This window comes from Spiroplasma endosymbiont of Lasioglossum villosulum, assembly GCF_964020195.1.
Taxonomy (GTDB): Bacteria; Bacillota_I; Bacilli_A; order Mycoplasmatales; family VBWQ01; genus Spiroplasma_E; species Spiroplasma_E ixodetis_A.
This window is the reverse complement of sequence record NZ_OZ026539.1, coordinates 142340-161514: the sequence shown is the minus strand read 5'-3', so window position 1 is coordinate 161514 and position 19175 is coordinate 142340. Positions and strand designations below refer to the sequence as shown.

The 19175-nt window shown below is 22.0% G+C and carries 28 protein-coding genes; 26 read left to right on the top strand and 2 right to left on the bottom strand.

The window, feature by feature from the left end:
• The 14 genes from AACK81_RS00925 (at position 1) to AACK81_RS00860 (ending at position 8898) form a co-directional block, all read left to right on the top strand.
• Positions 1 to 489 (top strand): Z1 domain-containing protein, encoded by a 489-nt coding sequence (locus AACK81_RS00925; RefSeq protein WP_338963003.1) that lies wholly within the window; start codon positions 1 to 3, stop codon positions 487 to 489.
• A complete protein-coding gene (locus tag AACK81_RS00920) occupies positions 461 to 1282 on the top strand; it encodes a Z1 domain-containing protein (RefSeq protein WP_338961793.1) in 822 nt (273 codons plus the stop codon). The genes AACK81_RS00925 and AACK81_RS00920 overlap by 29 nt, the downstream gene beginning before the upstream one ends.
• Positions 1283 to 1288: 6 nt before the next feature.
• A complete protein-coding gene (locus AACK81_RS00915) occupies positions 1289 to 1528 on the top strand; it encodes a hypothetical protein (protein WP_338961792.1) in 240 nt (79 codons plus the stop codon).
• A complete protein-coding gene (locus tag AACK81_RS00910) occupies positions 1506 to 2237 on the top strand; it encodes a PD-(D/E)XK motif protein (RefSeq protein ID WP_338961790.1) in 732 nt (243 codons plus the stop codon). Before AACK81_RS00915 ends, AACK81_RS00910 begins: the two co-directional genes overlap by 23 nt.
• A 51-nt stretch (positions 2238 to 2288) precedes the next feature.
• Positions 2289 to 2636, top strand: coding sequence for a hypothetical protein (locus tag AACK81_RS00905; protein WP_338961788.1), 348 nt, complete (start codon positions 2289 to 2291; stop codon positions 2634 to 2636).
• Between the two features lie 275 nt (positions 2637 to 2911).
• Complete coding sequence (locus AACK81_RS00900; protein ID WP_338961787.1) at positions 2912 to 3088, top strand: hypothetical protein; 177 nt, start codon at positions 2912 to 2914, stop codon at positions 3086 to 3088.
• A gap of 177 nt (positions 3089 to 3265) precedes the next feature.
• Positions 3266 to 3460, top strand: a complete 195-nt coding sequence (locus tag AACK81_RS00895) for a hypothetical protein (RefSeq protein WP_338961785.1) — start codon at positions 3266 to 3268, stop codon at positions 3458 to 3460.
• A gap of 119 nt (positions 3461 to 3579) precedes the next feature.
• Positions 3580 to 3735, top strand: coding sequence for a hypothetical protein (locus AACK81_RS00890; protein ID WP_338961784.1), 156 nt, complete (start codon positions 3580 to 3582; stop codon positions 3733 to 3735).
• On the top strand, positions 3704 to 3874 hold the full coding sequence (locus AACK81_RS00885; protein WP_338961782.1) for a hypothetical protein: 171 nt from the start codon (positions 3704 to 3706) through the stop codon (positions 3872 to 3874). Before AACK81_RS00890 ends, AACK81_RS00885 begins: the two co-directional genes overlap by 32 nt.
• Positions 3875 to 3892: 18 nt before the next feature.
• A complete protein-coding gene (locus AACK81_RS00880) occupies positions 3893 to 4348 on the top strand; it encodes a hypothetical protein (RefSeq protein ID WP_338961781.1) in 456 nt (151 codons plus the stop codon).
• A gap of 503 nt (positions 4349 to 4851) precedes the next feature.
• Positions 4852 to 5640, top strand: coding sequence for an exonuclease domain-containing protein (locus tag AACK81_RS00875; protein ID WP_338961779.1), 789 nt, complete (start codon positions 4852 to 4854; stop codon positions 5638 to 5640).
• A gap of 160 nt (positions 5641 to 5800) precedes the next feature.
• Positions 5801 to 5929, top strand: coding sequence for a hypothetical protein (locus AACK81_RS00870; RefSeq protein WP_255495891.1), 129 nt, complete (start codon positions 5801 to 5803; stop codon positions 5927 to 5929).
• 284 nt (positions 5930 to 6213) lie between these two features.
• Positions 6214 to 8097 (top strand): tRNA uridine-5-carboxymethylaminomethyl(34) synthesis enzyme MnmG, encoded by a 1884-nt coding sequence (gene mnmG, locus AACK81_RS00865; RefSeq protein WP_338961777.1) that lies wholly within the window; start codon positions 6214 to 6216, stop codon positions 8095 to 8097.
• Between the two features lie 201 nt (positions 8098 to 8298).
• The gene (locus AACK81_RS00860) at positions 8299 to 8898 is read left to right on the top strand and encodes a hypothetical protein (protein WP_338961775.1); all 600 of its coding nucleotides are present in this window, start codon (positions 8299 to 8301) and stop codon (positions 8896 to 8898) included.
• Positions 8899 to 8910: 12 nt separating this feature from the next.
• On the opposite strand, the gene AACK81_RS00855 is transcribed toward AACK81_RS00860, so the two are convergent.
• Positions 8911 to 9825, bottom strand: coding sequence for an ABC transporter ATP-binding protein (locus tag AACK81_RS00855; RefSeq protein ID WP_338961774.1), 915 nt, complete (start codon positions 9823 to 9825; stop codon positions 8911 to 8913).
• 19 nt (positions 9826 to 9844) lie between these two features.
• Positions 9845 to 10939, bottom strand: coding sequence for a hypothetical protein (locus AACK81_RS00850; RefSeq protein WP_338961772.1), 1095 nt, complete (start codon positions 10937 to 10939; stop codon positions 9845 to 9847).
• Positions 10940 to 12028: 1089 nt separating this feature from the next.
• Here AACK81_RS00850 and AACK81_RS00845 point away from each other — a divergent pair.
• The 12 genes from AACK81_RS00845 (at position 12029) to AACK81_RS00790 (ending at position 19145) form a co-directional block, all read left to right on the top strand.
• Positions 12029 to 13633, top strand: coding sequence for a lipoprotein (locus tag AACK81_RS00845; RefSeq protein ID WP_338961771.1), 1605 nt, complete (start codon positions 12029 to 12031; stop codon positions 13631 to 13633).
• Positions 13634 to 14025: 392 nt separating this feature from the next.
• Positions 14026 to 14376 carry a hypothetical protein gene (locus AACK81_RS00840; RefSeq protein WP_338961770.1) on the top strand — a complete coding sequence of 117 codons (351 nt, stop codon included), beginning with the start codon at positions 14026 to 14028 and terminating at the stop codon, positions 14374 to 14376.
• Positions 14377 to 14731: 355 nt separating this feature from the next.
• Positions 14732 to 14941: a hypothetical protein gene (locus AACK81_RS00835; protein ID WP_338961769.1), complete on the top strand. Its 210-nt coding sequence runs from the start codon at positions 14732 to 14734 to the stop codon at positions 14939 to 14941.
• Between the two features lie 15 nt (positions 14942 to 14956).
• Positions 14957 to 15133: a hypothetical protein gene (locus tag AACK81_RS00830; protein WP_338961767.1), complete on the top strand. Its 177-nt coding sequence runs from the start codon at positions 14957 to 14959 to the stop codon at positions 15131 to 15133.
• Positions 15134 to 15151: 18 nt separating this feature from the next.
• Positions 15152 to 15274, top strand: coding sequence for a hypothetical protein (locus tag AACK81_RS00825; RefSeq protein ID WP_338961765.1), 123 nt, complete (start codon positions 15152 to 15154; stop codon positions 15272 to 15274).
• On the top strand, positions 15267 to 15923 hold the full coding sequence (locus AACK81_RS00820; protein WP_338961764.1) for a PD-(D/E)XK nuclease family protein: 657 nt from the start codon (positions 15267 to 15269) through the stop codon (positions 15921 to 15923). Before AACK81_RS00825 ends, AACK81_RS00820 begins: the two co-directional genes overlap by 8 nt.
• A complete protein-coding gene (locus AACK81_RS00815; protein WP_338961762.1) occupies positions 15910 to 16086 on the top strand; it encodes a hypothetical protein in 177 nt (58 codons plus the stop codon). Before AACK81_RS00820 ends, AACK81_RS00815 begins: the two co-directional genes overlap by 14 nt.
• 204 nt (positions 16087 to 16290) lie before the next feature.
• Complete coding sequence (locus AACK81_RS00810; RefSeq protein ID WP_338961761.1) at positions 16291 to 17256, top strand: recombinase RecT; 966 nt, start codon at positions 16291 to 16293, stop codon at positions 17254 to 17256.
• Positions 17257 to 17273: 17 nt separating this feature from the next.
• Positions 17274 to 17549 carry a hypothetical protein gene (locus AACK81_RS00805; protein WP_338961759.1) on the top strand — a complete coding sequence of 92 codons (276 nt, stop codon included), beginning with the start codon at positions 17274 to 17276 and terminating at the stop codon, positions 17547 to 17549.
• On the top strand, positions 17542 to 17688 hold the full coding sequence (locus AACK81_RS00800) for a hypothetical protein (RefSeq protein WP_338961757.1): 147 nt from the start codon (positions 17542 to 17544) through the stop codon (positions 17686 to 17688). The genes AACK81_RS00805 and AACK81_RS00800 overlap by 8 nt, the downstream gene beginning before the upstream one ends.
• Positions 17689 to 18059: 371 nt before the next feature.
• Positions 18060 to 18314, top strand: a complete 255-nt coding sequence (locus tag AACK81_RS00795) for a hypothetical protein (RefSeq protein WP_338961756.1) — start codon at positions 18060 to 18062, stop codon at positions 18312 to 18314.
• Between the two features lie 3 nt (positions 18315 to 18317).
• Positions 18318 to 19145: a hypothetical protein gene (locus AACK81_RS00790; protein WP_338961755.1), complete on the top strand. Its 828-nt coding sequence runs from the start codon at positions 18318 to 18320 to the stop codon at positions 19143 to 19145.
• The last annotated feature ends 30 nt before the right edge of the window (positions 19146 to 19175 follow it).

Genomic DNA, 19175 nt, shown 5'->3' with positions numbered 1-19175 from the left:
TTAGATGAAAAAGATGTTGATTCTACAGAAACAGAATCATTTGAAAAGGCATTATCAACTTTTTTTGTAGCTTCTGCTTTAAAACAGATATTATTTGATGATGAAGAAGATATTTCTGAAATGCTCGTTCATTCAGAAAGACAAAATAATCAGCAAAATAGAATTTTTGAAAATATTAATAAAAAATTAAAAATATATAAAGAAAATTTAAAATTAAAGTCAGAAAATAAAAATTTTTTAAATTTTCGCTATAAATCTTATTTAGAATTTATTAATTTAGGTTTTAAAGAATATTTTGATAGAGAATTAGATATTAATAATGTAAAGGATAATGAAATATTAGAGGTTATAAATTCAAGAGTTAATCAAACAGAAACTCAAATTAAAAATTCAACAAACAAAACTAATCGTAATACCTCTTCAAAACCATTAAATCCTAATATTATATATAGGAGCTGATTTGGTAGAAAGAGGAATAACGTTTCCTAATCTTTTAGTAACTTTTATAACTAGAAGAGCAAAAAATACTACAAATGCAGATACAGCTTTGCAAAGCGCAAGATGGTTTGGATATAGAGAAAAATTTTTACAATATATAAGGATATTTTGTAAAAATTCAATTGATGAAGATTTTAAAAAAATTTTAATTGCAGAAGAAGCATTATGATTTGAATTAAAAGAATGAGAAAAGAGTGATGATTGTTTAAAAGAATGAAAAATTAGAGCAATTAAATTGGATAAGGATATTAGACCTACGAGAAAAGGAGCAGCAAAAATAGAACAAACTTCTTTGGTTGCATGATGTGCGCAAAATGCCATTATTAAAAATAATGAATCTGAAGAAAAATTATATTTTGAATTATTAAATAAAGCAATTCCACAAAAATATGGATTAAATATAATTCATAAAGAAATTACTTTTAATAGTATAAAAGAATTTGAACTAGATTTTGAAAATATTTCAACTAAAATATTAGATAAATGTAAAATTAAGTATGAAGATTGAGAAGAATTAAAAGATAAGAATAGTTATCCTTTAAAAGTGATATTTATGAGACCAAATGATATAAATAATTTTAAAAGAAAACAATATGAAAATGGATATGTAAGTATTTTTGCTGGTAAAAGTGGAAATTATAAAGGTGATAGATATTTAACTAAATATCCAAATAACGAAAAACATATTTTATTAGAAATACATATGTTTGATATAATGAAGAATAATACTATTCTTGAAAAAAATGCTATTTTTTATGCTTTATACATACCGGAAGAGGAGTAATGCATTATGTTAACACCGAATAAAATTACTGAATTTAAAAAAATTACTGAAAAACTTAATAATAATTTAAAAAAAGTTATTAAGATTAAAGAAAATATATTTTTGGGTACAAATAACGGAAAAATTATGGTTATTTTTAATATTAATGAAAAAAATATTACTACTAAAATTCTAGTTAATAAAAATATAAAAATTTATTTTAATAAAAAAGTTGAAGTAAATTTTGAAGAAAAAAACTATTTTTAATTCACTTATAATAGAGTTACTTTCCGAAGATAAAGAGTTATTAAATACTTTTCAATTATTTATTTTAAATTTAATTAATTATTATTCTGATATAAAAGAAAATATTGTTGATGAAGTAAATAAAATATGACAATTATTTGAACACACTAATATTTTTTATGATGAAAAAAAAGCAAATGGAATATTTGGTGAATTATTAACTATGTATTTTTTTAAAATTAAATTTAATATATCAATTATTGAATTTTGACATTCAAATTTTAATAATTTATTTGATTTTGAATTTAGATATAATTTAATTTTAGAGGTTAAATCAACTACAAATAGTTCTAGAATTCATAGTTTTAATCATGAACAAATATTTTCTACGCAAGAAACTAAAAAAGTTATATCATCAGTAATTTTAAGTAAAAGAGATAAAGGACTATCTTTATATGATTTTTCATTACAATTAAAAGAGATATTTAATGATTATGAATTTGCTTGTAAAGTAGATACTTTATTTTTTAAATTTGGAATAAGTGAGTTTAAAAAAGGCCCTTGTATTGATTTAGAAAAAACTATGTTAAATATAAAAATATACGACTCCCATTTTATACCGCAATTTCAAGAAATTCCAAGTGGTATAAAAAATTTAAAATATGATGTTAATTTAGAAAAAATACAATATTTAACAGAAAATACTGTTTTTAGTATTTTTAATAATTAAAAACTGATATATTTAAATTTAATTAATTATACAAGACAAAATTGACTTAAGATGTGAATATTAGGATTTGATACTAATAAAGATAATAAAAACATTAAGTTAGATGATAGACATGATTTAGAAACGTATAAAATTTTTATGAAAGAGTATTTATTACAAATTTCAAAAATATGTAATAAAGATACTTCAGTTATTTTAGTAGTTGGTGATGCAAATAATAGAAAAGTATGTAATTATTTTGATATTATGTGGGATAGTATTAAAATTGAAATTCCATTAAGATTAGAAGAAACTTATGAAGATTCAATAATTCAAAAGAAAAAAGTTACTAATTCTCTTGGAAGCAAAGCTGGTAAAGCAACAAGAATTGATAAAATATATGTTTTTAAATTAAAATAAATAAAAATTAATTAACAGTAACTTTGTGTTACTGTTTTTTTATAAAAGAAATTATTTTCACACATTATTAATGATTATTAACTATTATTTTCATCATTTAATAGTCATATATGTATGATTCTGACATTCATAAAAAAATATGTTATATTGTTATTAATTTAATAAATGTTCATTACTAATATAGATTTTCTGATTTATTTATATTAGTTTTTTTATTAAATTATTTAGTTAAATAAACATATTTTATTTTATAGATTAGAAAGAGAGAAATAAAAATGCCTAATAACAAAAAAGAAAAAAAATCTAATTTACCTTTACCTGAGTTAGAAATTAATAATAATGAACTAGAAAATAATATGAAAGCAGAATTTCCCAAGAAAGATAAAGATGTTACAAAAAATGTTGGTAAAACAGTTAAAAAAATCAAAAAAGAGAAGAACAAGAAAATCTAAATAATCGTTCTAATAGACAACCATTATCTGAATTAAATCCAAACATTAATAATTTTAATAATGATATGCTATCAGTTGCTAATAATTTAGAAACTAATGCAACACCCCTTTTACGTACTGAATCAGTAACAAGACTTTAAAAAAATATTTTATAGATTAGAAAGAGAGAAATAAAAAATGCCTGATTTTAAAAGATTGAATTCAAATGTGTCTTCATCATCTGAATTAGAAATTAATGATAATGAAAAAGTAAAGAAGTCTAGTGGAATACCATCACCAAAGAAAATTGCAAATAATGTTAAAAAACAATTTAAAAAAAATATGCCTATTATAGGACCTGTTGCAGTTGGTGGAGGATTACTATTAACATAGGAGCACTAGCAGCAACAGCATCAACTGCTGTTGTCGCTTCTATTGCTGATAGAAAACTAGAAACTAATAAAGCAAAAAAAGAAAGTAAACAAAAAAATGAAATATTTAAAGAAGAACAAATGGAATGTTTCAAATCAAAATTAGCAAGTCAAAAAGCACAATACGATTATGAAAGAAAAACATTTGAAGTGGGACTGGTTGAAAAAGAAGTAGAAAACAAAAAAATTAAAAATTGAATTAAAAATGTTAGATGATCATTTAGAAAAACTAAATAATAAATGTAATAGAGAACCATTGTCTGAATTAAATCCCAATATTAATCAGTTTAATAATAAAATAGTATTAGGTGCTAATAGTTTAGAAACAAATATAAATAATAGTGATAAAACAACATTAAGACCAAGTTTAGGTTAAAGGAAAGGTAGAAAAATTATGTTTGGATGATTAGATGATATTGCTAAAGGTATAGAAGATATTGGAAATGATATTGGTAAAGGTGTAGAAGATATTGGAAGAGGTATAGAAGATATTGGAAATGATATTGGTAAAGGATTAGAAGAAATTGGTAAAGGTGTAGATGATATTGGCTCAGATATTAGTGGCATTTGAAAAGATATTTCAAAAGGATTTGAGGATTTTACAAAAGACGTAGGAAATTTTTTTGAAAAAGGTTGACAAGGGATAGAATCATTTTTTAGTGATTTATTTGAAGGATTAGACTTTTTACTTTATGCTGTACCAATAGTTATTGGAGGAGCAATTGCTGCTGCAATAAGTATCAAAATTTATAAGTTAATAACTAAACTGCAAAAAGATAAACTAGTACGAATGAATCTTAAAGATGCACAACGTCAAAGAAAAATTAATAAAAAAATAGTCCTTTATTAGGAACACTTAGTGATAAAATTGTAAAAAGTAAAAATAAAATTAAAAAAAGAGAAGATAAACTGCAAGACACAGAAAATAAATTAAAAAATTTAAAAGCAAAAAATCAAAAATTAGAAGAAAAAGAACTTAATAAACAAGTTAAAATAGCTAAAAAGTTAAAAAAATTAATAATTTTCAAAATGAAGTAAATGATAGTGAACCATTAATTACTAGATATAATTCTTCACCTTCGTGTTCATTATAATATTTTTCTTATTTAAAAAAAGATTGCAACCGCAATCTTTTTTATTGTCAACAATATAATATTTTATTCATAATATTATTTTTATAAATTATATTAAGTTATTTGTTAAAGAATGATAATTAATTAATGAATTTTGCAAAAAATGAAGTTTTATAAGTAAAAATATAGTTACTCTAACTTATCAATGTTATAATTTATCAAAGGAATAACTAATATTAATTTATGAAAATTTAGATAGAAAGGTGCTATTGCCATTAATATGTTTTTTAAAAGTGTAAAATTCAAGAAGACAAATGATGATTTTGAAACAGATGATAATTCTGAATCAAAAGGTAATATAGAAGGAAAACAAGAAATAATTACACCTTTTAAACAGTATAAAAGTAAAGATAGTAAAAATCTTTTTGCTAAAAAAATGTTATTAAAAAGAAAACAATCAAAATTAAATAGTAAGAAAAAATTTAGTGTTCATGATTGAGGGATTGATAATACTAATTATGTTTTTATTGATTTTGAAATTGCAAATTCGAATAAAACAAGTGCTTGTCAATTAATTATGATAAAAGTAACACAAGGTAAAATTGTCAAAACTTATAGTTCATTAATTAAACCACATCCCGAAGAATTTACTTTTTCTCATGTTCATGGAATTACAAGTGAAAGCGTATCTTTAATGTCAAACTTTAAAGAATTATGAGTAGACATCGTTACTTTTTTTACTGAAAATACTGTTGTTATTGCTCATCACGCTAACTTTAACATTAATATCTTAAGATCATTAATTAATCATTATGATTTAAAATGTCCTAATTTTTTTTATATTTGTTCAGTTAAGTTATTTAGAAGAACATATGATTATCCTAATAACCGTTTAAGTGCTCTTACTCATAGTAATCAAATTAAATTTGATCATCATGATCCATTGGCAGATGTTACCACTTTACATAAATTAATTAATATACATTTCAGTGAACATTACCATTTAAAAACTTTATATAATAATCTTAATATTAAAATGGGAAAATTATTTGGTGATTCTTTATCTTAATTAATATAAGATGTATTTTTATATATAAAAATACTTTTTAAGTTTAAAGGTATAGTAAATAAAAATTTGCAAATTTAAAAATTAACATTATAATTATACTTATGTAGGGATATTAAGATAAATTATTTAAGTCAAATTGTATACAAAAGAGGTTACAGTTATGGAAAAAGAAATAGATGTTGCATATGTTTTATCACCATTGGATACAGTCACCAATGTTAATGACAAAAGTGTCTTTTCAATAAAAACACATCTTGTGCTAATAAATAAAATACTTAAAAGTAAGTAATTACTGGCTTTTAATTAGTATTAATGATTATTAATCAAAACAGTTGCTATTTTTAGGTGCAGCACTAATTCTTTAAATAATATTTATATCTTGTATAAAAGATAATGAATTATAATTGAGAAGATTATTAACTAAAATTCAATTTTATTTAATAAAAGTCTAAAAAGTACATGAATATTTTGCTTGTTTATGATAACATTACTAAAGAAATTAAAAATAAAATTTCTTATTTTTGATGTTATTAATTTTGATATGTAATATTTTATGAAATGGAGGTGAAATCAATGAAATATGAGTATGAAATTATTGTAATTGGTGCTGGTCATGCTGGTGTTGAAGCGGCATTATCTTCTGCACGAGCAGGTCATAAAACCGCTATTATTACTCTTGATAAAACTAAAATTGCATTAATGCCATGTAATCCTTCTATTGGTGGACCCGCCAAAGGAGTTGTGGTTCGTGAAATTGATGCACTTGGTGGCGAAATGGCTAAAGCAGCAGATGCTACTGCTTTGCAAATGAAACTATTAAATCATTCACGTGGTCCAGCAGTTTGAGCTATTCGTGCTCAATCTGATAAAATTGCTTATTCACAATATATGCAAAATGCAATAAATAAACAAGAAAATTTAACAATTTTAGAAGTTATGGTACAATCATTAATAATTGAAGAAAACACTGCTAAGGGTGTTATTTTAGAGAATGGCGAAAAAATTACTAGTGAAATTGTGATTTTAACTACTGGCACTTATATGACAGCTTTAACTTTACAAGGTCATAATAAGAAATCAGAAGGACCAGATGGTCAAAGAACAAGTAATGGTATTTCTGAACAATTAAAAATTGTAGGCTTTAATATGATACGTTTAAAAACAGGAACACCACCTCGTATTAAAAAAAATAGTATTGATTTTGACAAAACTAATATTGAACTAGGTAGTCATTTACCTTTAGCATTTTCATATGAAACTAAAAATTTTTTACCATTAGCAAAACAGTTACCTTGTTATTTACTTTATACAAATGATAAAACTCATACTATTATTAATAATAATTTAGATAAATCACCAATGTATAATGGTGAAGCACAAGGTACTGGACCACGTTATTGTCCAAGTATTGAGGATAAAGTAGTACGTTTTGCTGATAAGCCTCGTCATCAAATTTTCTTAGAGCCAGAATCACTTGCTTTGGATTCAATTTATGTCCAAGGTTTTTCAACATCGATGCCAATTGATGTGCAAGATAAAATGTTGAGAACATTACCTGGTTTAGAAAATTGTGAAGTATTAAAATGAGCATATGCTATTGAATATGATGCTTTTGAACCAACACAATTATGACCAACATTGGAAACTAAATTAATTAAAAACTTATTTAGTGCTGGTCAAATTAATGGTACTAGTGGTTATGAAGAAGCAGCGTGTCAAGGTTTAATGGCCGGAATTAACGCACATTTAAAAATAAAAAAAGAAAAACCATTAATTTTAAAGCGTGATGAAGCATATATCGGAGTTTTAATTGATGATTTAGTAACAAAAGGAACAGTTGAACCTTATCGTTTATTAACTTCTTTAGCTGAACATCGTTTATTATTACGAAATGATAATGCTCAAACAAGATTAATTAAATATGGTTATCAAGTTGGCTTAGTTAGTGAACAACGTTGATCACAATTTAATATTCAACAAAAATTAATGTCTAATATTGTTGAAAAATTAAAAACTATTAAAGTTAGTCCCAATTCAGAAGTTGCTAAGTATATTAATAATAATAATTTAGGTCCAATTCCCGATAATCATATTATTGCTTATGAATTATTAAAACGTCCAGGTGTCAAATTATCAATGTTTACTTCACAGTTACCTTTAATAAATGATTTACAATATCATCAATTAATGGAATTAGAAATTACAATTAAATATTCAGGATATATTAATCAACAACTAAAAATGGCGCAACAAACTAATAGTTTAGAAAAAAAACAAATTCCTGGTGATATTGATTATGATTTAGTAGAAAGTATTACTGGTGAAGCTAGAGAAAAATTAAAGCGTGTTAGACCATTAACAATTGGTCATGCTACAAGAATTTCTGGTGTTAGTCCTGCTGATATTCAAGTTTTATTATTTTTTTTAAAACGCAAATATCCAAATTTAAATATTTAATAAATTAGCGATTTTTTAATTAAGTTCGCTAATTTTATATATTAAATATTTTACTTGCATTTTAAAGTTTAAAGAAGATTTTAATTTGTGATGACCAAAAAAAATTAAACAGTAATAAAAATTGTAAATCTGAAACAATGACACAGATTTAAGGGGTGATAAATTTATGAATAATGAAAAACAAAAAGAGTATAAGAAAAAGTGAAAGCAAAAAAGAGAAAATATGATCAAGAAAAATATCAAAAAAATCAAGAAAAAATAAATCAATATAATCAAAGACCTGAAGTGAAAGCAAAAAATCAAGAATATGCTCAAAGACCCGAAGTGAAAGCAAGAAGGAAAAAATATTGGCAAAGACCCGAAGTGAAAGCAAGAAAGCAAAAATATGATCAAGCTTGATATCAAAAAAATAAAGATAAAAAACGAAAATATGAGCAAAGACCTGAAGTGAAAGCAAAAAAGAAAGAATATGCTCAAAGACCCGAAGTGAAAGCAAGAAGGAAAAAATATTGGCAAAGACCCGAAGTGAAAGCAAGAAAGCAAAAATATGATCAAGCTTGATATCAAAAAAATAAAGATAAAAAACGAAAATATGAGCAAAGACCTGAAGTGAAAGCAAAAAAGAAAATATATAATCAAAAATTATATCAAAAAAGGAAAAAAACAAAACAAGAATTACAATTTAATAATAATTATCAAAAAGAAGTAATGGTAAATGCAATCAACAAATTAGCTGATGAATATCCTCCTGCTGCACATGTTTTAAGTGAAAATCAAAAAATTTGAAAATCTTATTTATAAAATAAAAATAAATTAAAAAAATGAATTGATAAAAAATAAATCTAATTCTTTTTCATGTAAATCATATATAACAATTTTCTTTTCACTCAAAATAAAATTAAGTTGTGATATATAATTTTTATCAATTAATTTAATTAAAATACTATCAGTATCTTTATTATATTTAAATTGAAAATTATATAAACTTAAAAGTGATGATGCTACAAGATTATTGCTTGTTTTTAAAACAAAAATTTTACCAACTCCAAATTTATCAATTGGCCCAGTATAAATTAATTTACCATATTCAATAATAGTACAATTATCAATAATATCTTTTGTTTCATCAATCATATGAGTTGTTAATAAAATAGTTTTTCCTTCTTTTTTTAAATCTTGTAAAACAGAAGTAAAAAATTTTCTTGATTCTGAATCTAAATTAGCTCCTGGTTCATCTAAAATAACTAGGTTTGGATCATGTGCTAGGGCAACAATCAACATAATTCTATTTTTCATTCCTGAAGAAAATGAATTTAAAGATTTATTACGTGATTCTCATAAACCAAAATTTTTTAATAATCTTTCTAAATTTACTAGTAATTTACTTTCTGAAATTATTGTTGTTTTACCTAAAAATTTCAAAAAATTATAAGCACTTAATCCCTGAGGAAAATTTTCTATATTCAAAGAATAGCCTAAACTATTTTTTGAAAAAGTTGTTCCCGCTTTATAGCCATTAATGGTAATTAATCCTTCGTAATTACTTATTGGAATAGCACCAATAATTGATTTCAACAGTACTGATTTACCACTTCCTGAACGGCCAACTAAAGCATGAATAGTTCCTTCAAATACAGTAAAGCTAATATTATTTATGTGAAATTTCTTAAATTTTTTACTATAGTTTTGAACATTAATTAAAATTTTATTTTTATCATTTGTTGACATAAATACTCTCCTAACTAACTTATCCAATATTCTTTTTTAAGAAAAAACAAAATGATAAGAAAAATAAAACAATACACAACACACCGTAAAATAAACTAACAATCAAATTATTTTGTATGCTTGTAGTATTATTAACATCAATTTTATATTCGCTATTTAAATGAAAAGTAAAATCAGGATAACTAAATAAAGTATTTTTTTGAACATTAAAATCAATACTTGATAAAGCTAATGGTTTAAATCAAAAATTACCATAACATCCCATATAATTTGTTCACATTTGGTTTCAATGCTCAATAAAATTAAAATAGTTAATCAAAGTATATAAATTCATATTATTTTTAAATGCAATAAAATTTTCATCATTTAAAACTTTTTCTGATTTAACTTGATAATAAATTCATATTTGATTATAAATGTAATCTTCCACAGTTCTTAATAAAATATAAATTGGATTAAAAAAAAGATTATCATATTTGTTACGTAATGGACTGCTAAATTTAACATAATATCCACCATCTTTAAAAGCTCTTGTTCAATCATCACTAGTTAATGTTTTTTTATTACTACCTTCCTCAACATAAGATTTAGCAAGATCATATTCTAACAAATCAGGTATTTTTGATTTTTGTAAATAACAAAAATTATTAATTTCAAATTCATTATTATAATCTTCATATAATTGAAATAAATCTTTTTGAGTATCGTTATTAGATTCTTCAATTTTTTGTTTTAATTCTTTTAAATTAATAAAGTATTTATTAAAAACTAAAACTATTTTAACTGTTTTGCCATTAAAATCATTATGTCCATTTCAAACATCAATTTTACCTTCCATTTCACCACTATTAAATGAACTATTTAAAAGAAATCCTTCTTTTTTATAAAAATCTTGTCTTTTACTAATAACTTCCTTTTTATTAATATTTTGTAATTCATCAATTGTTAAACTATTATAAAAATCAGCAATATCTTTAGTTAAATTAGGATAACGAATTAATCCCATTTTATAATATTTATTAAATAACATTGCTTCTTTAATTTGTTTAACCAAATAAGGTCCAACACCTTCTTTAAAAGAAATTGGTAAATTTTCTGTTTTATTTAATATCAAAGAAGAAGGCAAACCACCCAAAAGGAATAAACTACAAAAAATAACAAATATTAAAAAAACCTTTTCTGATGAAAAAAACGCTAACATAGCTACCGATCCATTAGTTACTAAAATTGAGAAAAAAAGTAAAAAAAGAAATAATTTTAAAATAATTAAAATATAAAATTTAATATATATTATTTTTAGAATTACTCCTATGATGCCTCCAAAAACTAATAAAGTAATAATATTAGATACGATAAAAAATAATGAAGATAAAAATAACACGAAATATTGTGAAAGGATAATTACTTTTCTTGAATATGGCCTTGTTAGTATTAGAAGAAAAGAATTATCTTCAAATTGTGTACCAAATAACTTAATAGAATTCATTAAAGCAAAAATAAAAAGAAAAATGCTATACAAAATCATAATATAATATTGAAAAATAATGAAAAAAGTATTTGAACTTAATTTCAAAGTAAAAAAAACAATAGATATTGTTAAAGATATAAATATTGATAAAATAAATAAAAAAACTGTAATAAAAGAATAATAAACCTTAATAAAAATAAACTCTAATAATTTACCTAAATTTGCTTTTTCAACCATACCTCTCTTAAATAACCTCTCAATGTATTAGTTTATAATATTTTTATTTAAAAAAACAATTTTATTAATTTAGAAACAACAATATATACTAGCAATTATATAATCAATATTAAGCATAATATGAAAAATTTCTTAGTAGAATTTTACTATGTTTTATATAATAAATCTTGTTTTAATAGTATTAAATACAGTAAATGTTAAATTTTAAAACTAGTTATTATTTTAAAAAATAAAATAAGTAAAAACATAAAAAAACTTATAAAAAATCACTAAATATGATATTATTAGTGTTTATTATAAAACTTTAAAACATAATATAAAAAACAATTTTAGAATAATATAAAATGAAGTAAATATATTCAACAATTTAAATATGTCTTTAATTTGTTAAATTAAAAACATATTTTATCCAAGTTTGATTTTTATTACTAATGTCAATAATAGTTGTATTGAATATATTTAATTATATAAAAAGATTTATTTATGGGGGTATAAATTATGAAAAAATTATTAAGTATTTTGGGGGCAATAATTTTAAGTACTACTGCTACTACAAATATTATTGCTTGTGGTGGAAATAATGATGAACCAATACCAGAAGAGCATGGTAAAGAACAGAGTGATACTGATTTATTAAAAATAGCAGAAGAAAAAGTTAATAGTTTATTTGGGGATCTAATAAAAGAGAAAAAAAATATTTTAAGACCAGATAACTTTGCTAGTTCTGGACAAGAACTATTAAATCAAATTAATAATATTCCTGATAATCAAGAAATTACTAATCAAGATTTAACTAAACATTTTTATGACGTAATTAAAGAAAACATTAGTAATTTTGGTTCTGAACTAGGTAATGATTCTAATTTAAAATCATTATTTTCTGGTATTAATATTAATGAAATTTTAAAATTAAATACTGATAAATCAAAAATTACTAAAGTCGAATTTAATGAATGAAAAAATAATAATGCTTTTGGGATGGATGATTATAATAAAGAAAAGTATCAAATTGAATCTTGAAATCTTCTAAAATCAAGCCTAAAATTTGATTTAAAATGAAAAGATTTTGATGGTAATACATTAGATCGTGAATTAAGTATAGATTTTTTTGATATAAACTTTATTAATCAAAATGCTAATACTGAAGGCGTAATTGAAAAAGTAGCAAGTAAAATTGAAGATAATTTAAAAGATTATACTGTCGAAACTACCTTAGATTTAAAATGAAATATTTCAAAATGATGAAACAGTAATGAGTTAAAAGAAGACATTTTAGAAAAAATAAAAACAAAATTGGGAGCTAAGTTTATTGTTCGTGATCAAACGAAATTTCATAATTATCAATTGCCAAATAATAATAATAATTGAAGTGTCACTAAAGAAACACAAAATGATTTTCAAAGTATGGCACAAAAAGTATTTTTAAATCAATCAGGTTCTGATGTTAAATCAATTTTTACTAATAAAGCTAATTCATATGCACAAACCTTTGAAAATAAATTTGAAAATTGAAAATATAGAAACAAAATTATTTCAGATCTAGATAAAGTAAGTTTGTTTGGAGAATTTGAAATTAATAGTTGAACATATTATAATTTAACATTAGACCCTATTAAAATTCCTGTTGTCATCCGCGATACTATGTCAACACAAGATCGAATTAATAATACTGCTGATAAATTAGCCAAATTTTGTTCTAAAGATGGTATTTGAAACAATCGTCTTACTATCAGTAAGTTTGAAGGTGACTTTACAATGAAAATGAATAAAAATGATTTTAAAGCTTACGAAAATAATAATTTTAGTGATACTTTAAAATATTTAAAAGATAAAACTACTGATTTAGCAAAAAAGAATCGTTTTTTTCAAAATAATGATTCACTAGAATTAATTAATTGTCATGAATTAGGGCAAAAAGGTCTTAGATGACAAAACACGCAATTAAATTCTAAATTAAAAAATAATAAATATATTATAGATAATTTGTCTTTAGGTACTGTTGATATTTGAATGTATTTTAATGGTTATGTTTTATCTTTAGCATATTCTTTTGCTCCAACTTATGCGGTAATAGAGGGTGATAATAATAATGTTTGAAGTTAATATAATAATTTAAAAAAAATTATTAAACCTTAAAGATAGATAATACAAAAATTAGTAGTTTTTTAATTGAAAAATTACTAATTTTATATATTAAATATTTTTTTAAAATGAAATCTTTTTTGATTTTAATTTTTAAAATTTAGCATAGATTGCATTTATGATGAACAAAAATAAAAATTGTAAATATGTTCAAATTTAAGAGATGATAAGTTATCAATAATGAAAATCAAAAAATTGAAAATCTTATTTATAAAATAAAAAATTATATAAAAAGTATTAATTATATTAACTATAATTAATATGTTGATAACACAACATATTCATTAATTTTTTAAATTTAAAAACAATTAATTATTAAATAAAATTGATTAAGTAAAGGAGTAGTGAGATTTATGAATAATTCAACAGAACAATCAAGAAATGAAACAACACGTTTATTAGGAGCAAATATGACAAATACAAGTACAAATACAAGTTGTTTACAAAAAGATTTTGGTTGTTGTTGTATCACAATGTTATCATCAACATTACTTTCAACAATGGGCTTGGGTGTTGGTGCAATATATGGTTTAATAAAAAACAATGATGCTAGTAATCTCAATAGTGTCGGTGTAGGACTTTTTTTATTAGGTGCTATAACAGGTCTTAGATGTGGAGTTACAATTAGGAACTGGTTAATAAATAGAAATAATAATGAGCAACAAAATAATTTAAACATTGGTTATGATAATGGGGCGCATTAATTTAATAGATAGATTTAGAAATAACAAAGAACGATATAACTATCGTTCTTTTTTTGTTAAAAGATTAAAACTTCATAAAACTGTCGTAGAAGTCAAATAGTGAGTACGAAATGTAAATACTTCTATATCAGTATAAAAGAGCATTTAATGTTAAGCAAGTTAAAATGTTACACTGTATCGCTTAATGTAATTATAGATTAATTTGAATAGCCTTATTATGGCTCAGTAAATAACCCATTAATCTATATTAATAATTACATTTGTATTATTTAAAAAAATAGGGGGTTTATATATAAATACATACCTCATTAACAATATCATAACACAATAAATAAAATAAAGGAGAAAAATAAATATGAAATATATTTACTTATTAAAATATGAAGTTAATTATACAGGTCAAATAAAATATAAGGCTTTTTCAACTGTAGAAAATGCTACTAACTTTCATAGAAATTATAAACATCATTTATTCAAAGATGCTTATATTGAAAAATATGAAATATTAGTAATGGAATTAGACATAAATTTAAATAATAAGGAATTAAATAAAAAACTTAATTAATGAAAGGAATTAAAAATGGAAGAAGAAAAAGAAAATGAAGAATTACAAAATAAATTATTAAAAGAACAAATTGAATTAATTGAAGAACAAAAAGAATTTTATAAAAAATCATGAAAAAGTAGAATTATATTTTTAACAATTGGAATTATTATTATGATTTTAACATTAATAATTATTGCTTCTAAACATTAATTGAAAGGAAAAATATTTATGGAATATAGAGAATATAGAATGGTTGGTTCTTGTGATAAATATAGAAAACAATCTTCTTTTGGTAATAGATTATGTAATAAATGTTTTTGATTATTAATAGGTAGAAATAAATATGAGTAAATTAATTTTTAAAAAAGAAACACATCAATATTTTTTAGAAGATAAAGAATTAATATCAGTTTCTAGAATTATTGATAATTATTTAGGTTTTGGATATAGTCATATAGCCCGAGAAGTATTAAAAAATGCTTCAGTTCGTGGTAAATGAGTTCATAAACTTAATGAATTATATTTACAAAATATTAATGAAGAAAATATTATTAATAATTTATTAAAAAAATTAAAACCTTTAACAAATAATATAAATTATTCTTATTGTAAAAAATCACTTATATTTTTAAAAGAAAAATTTAAAGATAAAAATAATTATGAATTTATTATTGAAAAACCTATTACTGATAATTTAATTGCTGGAACTCCAGACTTAGTTTATTTAGATAAAAAAGAAAATAAATATTATTTAGTTGATTATAAAACATATGCTTGTATTGATGAAGATAAATTAAAAAGAATTAAATTACAATTAACTGCTTATTATTGTATGTTACTTGAGAATGGTATAACTCCATCTTATAAAACTTATGTTTATTTAACTAATAAAAATAGTCAACAAGAAATAAAAATAGAAATAACAAATGAATTAATAATTGAATGAATGAATGCAAAAACAAAATATTTTAAAGGAGAAGATAAAAATGAAAACATTTAATGAAATAAAAAACGAATTAACAATCAAACAAATTAAAGAAAATATTAAATATTTAAATGAATTATTAGAATATTCGCATGATGAAGTAATTGAATTTGAAATTAGAAAACAAATTAAATATGAATTAAGTTTATTAAAAACAAGGATAAATAAGTATGAATAAATGTAAATATTGTAATAAAAGAATTTGATTAAGTAAAAATTGATGTATGAAATGTTTAGAAAAAATAGTTGATGAAATAACAAGTAATAAGAAGGATGACAATCATGGATAAATCAATTTTAATTTTATTAAAACATATAGGCAAAATTAATAAAAAATTAGATGAAATTTTAGAAATATTAAATAAAAAAGGAGAATCAACTAATGAGTAATAATAAAAATGAATTAAAAATTCCTAATTTTATTAAAAGTAATAAAGAAGAATATGTAAAATTTAGAAATTATTATGAAATGATTATAAATTCTAGTAAAGATTTAAAAACTATGAATACACAAAGTTTAATTAATGCATTAATTAATTTATATAAGTTAAATCTTTCTATTAATCCAATTAAAAAAGAATTAGCATTAATACCTTATGGTGATGAATTACAAGTACAAATTCAAGAAGATGGTTGATTAACATTATTACAAAGAACTGGATTAGTAATTGATTTTCAAAGAGAAAAAATAACAACTGCACATAAATTTAATAAAGAAAATAATAAATGAGAAATTAATCCAGCATTAATTTTTGAAAGAAAAAGTATTAATACAATTGGTTATTATTGTTATATTTCTCTTTTAGATAAAAATGGTAAAATTAATAATTTTTATAAAGGAATGACTGTTGAAGAAATTAATCCAGCATTAATTTTTGAAAGAAAAAGTATTAATACAATTGGTTATTATTGTTATATTTCTCTTTTAGATAAAAATGGTAAAATTAATAATTTTTATAAAGGAATGACTGTTGAAGAAATTAATCAACATAAAGATAAATATGGCAAAACTTATAATAAAAAAAGTCAAGAATGAAAATTAAATCATATATGAACTTCTGCTTTTGACCAAATGGCTTTAAAAACTGTTGTAAAAGCACTTATTCGAGAAATTAATAAAACACCAATTATTGTATTAAATAATCAAGATGATATTAATTTAGCACTTCAATTAGACCAAGGTGTAGTAATTGATGAAGAAACTATTGCTTATAAAGATAATAATGGTGATGAAGTTAAAATTATTAATTCAAATAATAATATTGATAATACTGATTTAAATTCTACCTTATCTAAATTAAAAGAATTAGAAAAAGAAGAAGAAATTATAGAAAATTTTGAAGTTTAATGAAAGGTAAATTTATCATGACATGTATGTGAACTGAATCATTAGAAACTTTAATAGAAAATAAAGTAGATAATATACAAATACAATGTGAAAATAAATCAGAAGAAAAACCAGATAAATATGGCAGAGTATACTGTTCTATTCATAGAAAAATAGTTGATGAAATTAATAAATCAAGACATAAAAATTGTATTAATAAAGAAAAATTAATTGAATATTTAATTGAACATGACACATTAGATATGGAATTAATAATTGAATATTTAGAAAGAGGTGTATTTGATAATGAATAAAGAAAAATTAATTATTTGATTAAATAAACAAATTAGTATTTGTTTATGTGATTCTTTAAAAGAAGCAGGTAAACTTACTGCTTATTATAAAGTACTTGAATTTATAGAAAATGGAGAATTTGATAATGATAATTTATAAATGTAATTATTGTAAAAAATTCATAATGGATGGTAATTGAATAAGAAATTATAGAAAAATTTTTTGATTCAAAAAAATAAAATGATATATGCATGAAATCTGCTTTATAGAATACGAAAATAAAGAACTAAATAAAGATAAGGAAAGTAAACAATAATTAATATTTAGGCATTTGACATATATCCTTTCTAACTCCTATTCCCTATTTTTTATTCTTGCTTAAAATATGTCAATGTAAGTCCTAACTATAACAGAGATTTTATCTCTATACAGAACGAAACTATAGAATTATTAAAATTTGGATAACATTATAATTCTATAGTCCACCGTTTATTTACGGTGCTGATGAGTTCATAAAAGGATGTGAAATAATGAGAAATATTAGAACTGAATGATTTTATAATGAAAAAAGTCCAAAAGAAATAAAATGTCCAACAGTTGGATTATTAAAAAATAAAGAAGATGCTTTATGTTATTTATTAGCATTAAATTTATATCCAAAATTATATCCACAATATATTTATTATTCATGAATATTAGAAAATAATACTGGATATTTAATTATTTGTGGTAATAATCGAGATACAGTAGGAAATATGCAATTTAAATTTATAAAAGGAGAATAAAAAATGCCAAATACAGAAAATTCACAATCAAATTATACTTTATTAAAATTAATAAGAACTGGAATAAGTCCAATTTGTGCAATGATTGGTACAAGTGCTTATTATGGTCAACTTATAGGTAATCCAATATTAGGTAGTATTAATTCATTATTATTTAGCAAAAAATTAGGTATTGATATATGAAATTTAAATCAAATGCCAAGTTTAAAAAGTAAACTATTAAATTCAAGTAAAAAAATAGCATTAGGATTAGGAACAATTGGAATAGTTAATTATGCTAAATTTACTAACTCTTCAATTAATCCTAATCCAACAGAAAGTCCAATAACTACTACTGTTGACCCTTTTCCACCAGATTTATTATTAAGTACTACTAATAATAATGATAATCATTTAATGGATTGAGATACATTTATTAGTCTTAACTCATATGGTATTGCAAATTTAGTTGCTGGAATTACTGAATTAATACCAAGTAAATTTGAAACTATACGTAAAATAGCAAATATGGCTACTGGTGGTTGTTTGATTAGTAGTGGTGTTGCTATGGGTATTAATAATGATTTTAATAATGCTTATGCAGTTCCTACAATAGTTGCTGGTGCAAGTGAAATTATTCATAATTTATTACCAATTGATACAAATCATAATAATACAGAAATGCAAGAAACACCATTTAATAATGAAACTACAAGATTAATTAATGATAATAGATTTACTATTAATAGTGAAACTGCAAGTCAATATTATGGTAGTGATAATATGAGTGAAGTACCATTAAATTATGATAATGCTTCATTAAATTGAGATTATAATCATATGAGTTTATAAATAAATAAAAATGCCTTTAATAGGCATTTT